We start from the raw sequence: 5,783 nt of genomic DNA on the forward strand, positions 1-5,783 counted from the left end.
ACTCAGACTCGGACAGTGATTCAGACTCTGACAGCGATTCAGACTCCGACAGCGACTCAGACTCGGACAGCGANTCAGACTCGGACAGCGATTCAGACTCNGACAGCGACTCAGACTCNGACAGNGATTCAGACTCCGACAGCGACTCAGACTCCGACAGTGATTCAGACTCNGACAGCGATTCAGACTCNGACAGCGACTCAGACTCGGACAGTGATTCAGACTCTGACAGCGATTCAGACTCCGACAGNGACTCAGACTCTGACAGCGANTCAGANTCGGACAGCGATTCAGACTCTGACAGCGACTCAGACTCNGACAGNGANTCAGACTCNGACAGNGATTCAGACTCTGACAGCGATTCAGACTCCGACAGCGACTCAGACTCCGACAGTGATTCAGACTCTGACAGCGATTCAGACTCCGACAGNGACTCAGACTCGGACAGNGATTCAGACTCCGACAGNGACTCAGACTCGGACAGCGACTCAGACTCCGACAGTGATTCAGACTCTGACAGCGACTCAGACTCTGACAGCGACTCAGACTCTGACAGTGACTCAGACTCCGACACTGATGAACCGCATGATCTTGCATTTAATGAAGATGGTTCAAAATTTACAGGTACAGCAGAAGCTGGCGCTACAGTTACTGTAAAAGCTAAAGACGGTACTGTACTAGGTACAGCGGTGGCAGATGATGATGGTAAATTTGAAATTGATCTGAACCCAGCTCAAAAGAACGGCGAAAAAGTTGATGTTACTGCGAAAGCTGATAGCAAAAATGAATCGACACCAGTTGAGATGACTGCTCCAGATATCACTAAACCAGATACTCCAACAGAGGTAATTGTTAGTGAAGATGGTTCAACAGTGACTGGTAAAGGGGAACCTGGCGCAGATGTGATCTTGAAAGACAAAGATAACAATGTAATTGGTACCGGTAAGGTTCAGGAAGATGGTAGCTTTGAGGTTGAACTCGAAACTCCATTGACCAATGGTGAAGACATTAAGGTTAGCCAAAAGGATCCTGCAGGTAATGAGTCTGGCGAAGTGACCGTAACCGCCCCAGATACAACAGCACCAGAGATCACTGATGTTCAGATTGATGCTGATAACATTATGTTAACAGTAGAAACAGAACCGCATGCTCTTGTTAAGTTGTATGATTCAGAAGGTAACCCACTGCTTGACTCAAATGGTAATCCAATTGAATTTAAAGCTGATGGTAACGGTCATGCGGAATACGCTTTTGATCCAGCTATTGAGCGAGGCAAGATTATTGAAATTACTGCTACTGATGAAGCTGGTAATGAGTCAGCTAAGACTCAATTAATTGCAGGTGTGGCAGAAACAATTGCTGCAACAGATAATTATGTTGATGTCGTACTTGATGCGCAGCCGAAAGAAATCGTAAATAGCAAACCTAGTGATTTGAATAAAGATGGTTTCACTGTTGTAAACGTAGGATTAGGGCCTGTTCTTGGACTTGATATCTTAGCGGATGTAGTGAAGAACTCTGTTCAACTCGAAGTTGCTAAAGATACTGTTCGCGAAATTACTGTGAGTGGTGCAGCTGGTGGTGTTCAAGTTCTTGCGACAATGGACTTGTATTTGTATAAGTTCAACGAAACAACCCAAGAATGGGAACAGCATGACTATAAAGAAAACTGGGTGGTTTCCTACTTACTTGGTGGTAAATCAAAAGATACTGACTTTAGTTTGACTGAAGGAAAGTGGATGTTTGTTATGGCTTCTGGCGAAGGCATTCAAGCATTGACTGGTTATGGTTTGAACTTCAGTAAAGATGTAGTGTTGGATTATTCTCAAGCGGAATCAATTACTGGTTCAGCTGAAGGTAATATGTTGACTGATGTTGATGCTAAATATGGTCAGGATGAATTACCAGAAGGTTCTAAGTTAACGGCTATTAATGGTATTGATATTTCGCCGAATGCTCCAACACTTATTCATGGTAAGTATGGTACTTTAACTGTCAATGCCGATGGTTCTTACAGTTATACTGTGAATCCAGATTTCCGTGGTTATGGTGAAAAAGATGTATTTACTTATACTGTCACTTCGCCAACTGGTAAAACTTCAGAGGCTGAATTAACTTTTGAGTTAAATCTCACACCTAAAGAAGAGCGTCTGGAAGTAGATAATATTGTACTGTTAGATACTGAGCCGAAAATGATTTTGGACACAGATAAGTCTGAAATTGAAAACGCTTTGGGCTTTAAGGTGTTGCAAGTAGGCTTACTGGGTCCAGTACTTGGTGCTGATATTTTGGGTGGTTCTGGCGCAATGTCATTTGATGTTGGTGAAAACCAAATACGTGAATTGACATTCCATGGTAGTGCCGGTGGTGTAACACTTGGCTCAACTTATGACATGTACATCTATAAACTAGATCCAGCAACTGGTAATTACATTCAAGTACATCATGAAGCAGATTGGTTCTTGGCTGTATTAGGTGGAAAATCAAAACCTCTAACACTAGAGTTTGGAGAAGGATCTTATAAAGCAATTCTCCAAAGTAAGGGTGGATTGAGTCTGTTGACAGGGGCTGGTTTATATGTAGATCACGATACGATCTATGATTACAACCAGCCAACCAAATACACTGGTCAAGTTTCTGGTGATGCGACAGCTGATGCTGATACTGTGTTATTAAAAGTAAAAGCAGAGGGGAAAGTTGATCAAGTTGTAGAACCAGGTAAGCCTGCTGTGATCAATGGTAAGTACGGCACCTTAATTATTAACGCTGATGGTAGCTATACTTATACCGTTTCAAAACCTGCAAATGCGCCAGCTGATTGGAAACCACCTTATGGTCAAGTGGATCAATTCCAACTTGTGACTCAAGATAAAAACGGTAAATCTATCGTTGAAACCTTGAATATTAAGATTGGTATTCACACAGCAAGTAATGACTTTGATAATGTTCAGGTTACCGAAACAAATGTTGAGACAAAAATTGAGTTCATTGAGGTAGACAAACCATTACATAATTATGGTAAGTCATATAACAAAGAATTTGATGTTGCGGCACATGTGAAACCAGCAGTGACAACTTTATCTGTAACAACATCTACGGATGTGTTTAAGAGCAATGTTGTGCTGACTTACACCTTGACTAATACGACTACGGGAGATGTATTTACCCATACTGTTACTGCTGATAAGGCAAAATTGGATATTACGTTACCTGATTTACCTAAGGGTCATTATCAATTATCTATTAACTCTGAGGATGGTAAGATCGAGTCAATCGATTTTAAAACCACAGTTCTTCATTCAAAAGATTACAAGGTTATTGATACACCAGAAATCAACGGTAAATTATTTGAAAACGATACTGGCATTAAAAATATTGCCAGCATTAAAGTTGGTAATAAAGAGTTGTATAGTGATCCAAACAAGGGTGCCAAGGAATTTAGCATCGAGGGTAACTATGGAACGTTAACCGTTTATAAAGATGGTAGTTATAAGTACCATCCAAAAGGTGAAGCTTATGGCGTCGATAAGTTTATCTATCAAACTATTTCTAAAGTAGGAACGGTAGAAACAGCAACTTTAGAAATCAATGTAGGTAAAAATGTAACAGGTTCTGATTATTCAGAACAAGTAACAAGCTCGAAGGCTGATGATATCTTCACTATGGGTGAAGCAAGTGATACCTTGATCTTTAACTTACTTGAAGATGCTGATGCGACTGGTGGTAACGGTCATGATACATGGACAGACTTTGAAATAGGTCTGGATGGTGATCAGATCGATATCAGTAAGTTACTGGAAGACTCTGGTGCGACTAAAGAAACACTTTCGGACTTCTTGAAAGTGAACAAGGTTGGGGATGATACTGTACTCAGTATTGATCGTGATGGTCAGGGTGATAAATTTGCTCAGACTGACTTCTTAACATTGAAAAATGTTGATACTACACTTGAAGATTTGTTACATAACCAACAAATTCATTTTTAGTCTAGCTTAGTATTAGGTTAAATATTAAAAAAGGAGGGTCCTAGGATCCTCCTTTTTATATATGTAATAATAGCTAAAATGAAATTATGAATTGAATTTTTTATAATATTTCTACTAGAGTGCATACTATTTTAAAAATGAACCGTACCGGGTTTGTCGGAGACTTTTTTATTTAAGTTAGGCCACCTGACCTAACGGGTTAATCTTATCATAGTACATTGCTTCAAACTCAAAAGGCGATACATAACCCAGTGCACTGTGTACACGCTTTTTATTGAACCAATCTACCCAGTTTAGTGTCGCAAGTTGTACATCTGCTAAACCTTGCCAATCTGCTTTTAAATATTCAATCACCTCTGTTTTGTATAAGCCATTCACCGTTTCAGCCAGAGCATTATCGTATGAATCACCAGTCGTACCGACTGATGCTCGTAAATTTGCTGCTTCTAAACGATTGGTATAGCGAATGGAAAGATATTGAACACCTCTATCGGAATGATGAATCACATTCTTTGGCATGCCTCGATCATGCAATGCTTGCTCAAGTGCATCGAGTACCATATCTGTATTCATCCGTGTAGATACTTTCCATCCAACAATTGCTCGTGAGAACACATCAATAATAAAGGCGGTATAGACCCAGCCTGAATGAGTTTGAATATAGGTAAAGTCACTCACCCACAGTTGGTCAGGTCGATCAGCATTAAAATTACGTTTCACTAAATCATCTGCTCTTTTTTGATCATCTCGGTTACGGGTGGTTTGTTTATTCTTACCACGCCAAACACCTTGTATACCTAGCTTCTGCATCAATCGAGCAACTGTACAACGTGCGATAACATAACCTTCACGTTTCAATTGTTGCCAGACCTTACGCACACCGTATCGACCTGAACTTTCTTTCCAAATACGTTTGATTTGCTCTGCATGATGTAAATCATGCAGAGCACGTTTCGCTCGATGTTCTGGATTGTCAGCGAGATCTAAAGTTCGGTAATAGGTTGAAGCTGCGATCGGTAAAATCCTACAAATCGTATCAACACCATATCGATCTTTATTGTTATGGATGAAATCCACCATTATTTGTGTGGGTGGTCGAGCTCCGCCTGGGCGAAAAAAGCGGCTGCTTTACGTAGAATTTCATTGGCACGCTTTAATTCTTTAATTTCACGTTCCATTTGCTTCATTTTTTCTTGATCAGATATCTGTTGTACTTTAATAGGATTTTGCTGATCTAAATGCTTTTGATGCCAGGCACGAAGTGTTTCAGGAGTACAACCAATCTTAGGCGCAATAGCGGTGATCGCAGCCCAATTCGATGGATAATCTTTTTCAGATTCAATCAATAATTGAACCGCTCTTTCTCTGATTTCAGGGGTGTATTTTACTTTTTTCATCGGGACACTACGCTTCGCTACGTCTTGCGAAGCAATGCTTCTCATCTCAAGAAAAGTAGTCTCCGACAAACCCGGTACGGTTCAAAATATGATTAAATGAGAAAATAGGCTTTGTTGCATAAAAGGAATTCATCCCCATACAGTTTAGATGAATACAGAATCAAAAAGCCGCTACAAAACAACCAACTGGGCTGAGTACAATCAGGCTTTACGCCAACGGGGTGCTTTCACTATTTGGTTTGATCCCCAAATGCAATGGTATGCAATGCCTACAGGCAAAAAAGGATGTCAACCGACCTACTCTGATACTGCCATTCAGTTTGCCCTGACAATACGCAACCTGTTCCAACTGGCTTTACGTCAAACACAGGGTTTTATTCAAAGCCTCTTTCAACTCGCT

The 5,783-nt window shown here is 40.6% G+C and carries 3 protein-coding genes and 1 other annotated feature; of the genes, 2 read left to right on the forward strand and 1 reads right to left on the reverse strand.

Annotated elements, in window-relative coordinates:
• Positions 1 to 3,986: BapA/Bap/LapF family large adhesin (locus tag KPC_RS17245; RefSeq protein WP_213065908.1), on the forward strand; the 3,986-nt coding region annotated here is incomplete at its 5' end.
• Positions 3,987 to 4,163: 177 nt separating this feature from the next.
• Here the strand turns inward: KPC_RS17245 and KPC_RS17250 are convergent.
• Positions 4,164 to 5,383 (reverse strand): IS3 family transposase gene (locus KPC_RS17250; RefSeq protein WP_121975583.1). Its coding sequence is split into 2 segments (ribosomal slippage): positions 4,164 to 5,107 and positions 5,107 to 5,383, totalling 1,221 coding nucleotides; the frame shifts between segments, so codons are not numbered across the junction.
• Positions 4,992 to 5,108 (reverse strand) — a sequence feature (AL1L pseudoknot). It overlaps the preceding gene by 117 nt.
• A 148-nt stretch (positions 5,384 to 5,531) precedes the next feature.
• Between KPC_RS17250 and KPC_RS17255 the strand changes: the two genes are divergently transcribed.
• Positions 5,532 to 5,783, forward strand: a 252-nt coding sequence (locus tag KPC_RS17255) for a transposase (protein ID WP_171334534.1), incomplete at its 3' end; no start/stop codon positions are given.

The organism is Acinetobacter stercoris, assembly GCF_900323515.1.
In the GTDB taxonomy this organism is placed as follows: Bacteria; Pseudomonadota; Gammaproteobacteria; order Pseudomonadales; family Moraxellaceae; genus Acinetobacter; species Acinetobacter stercoris.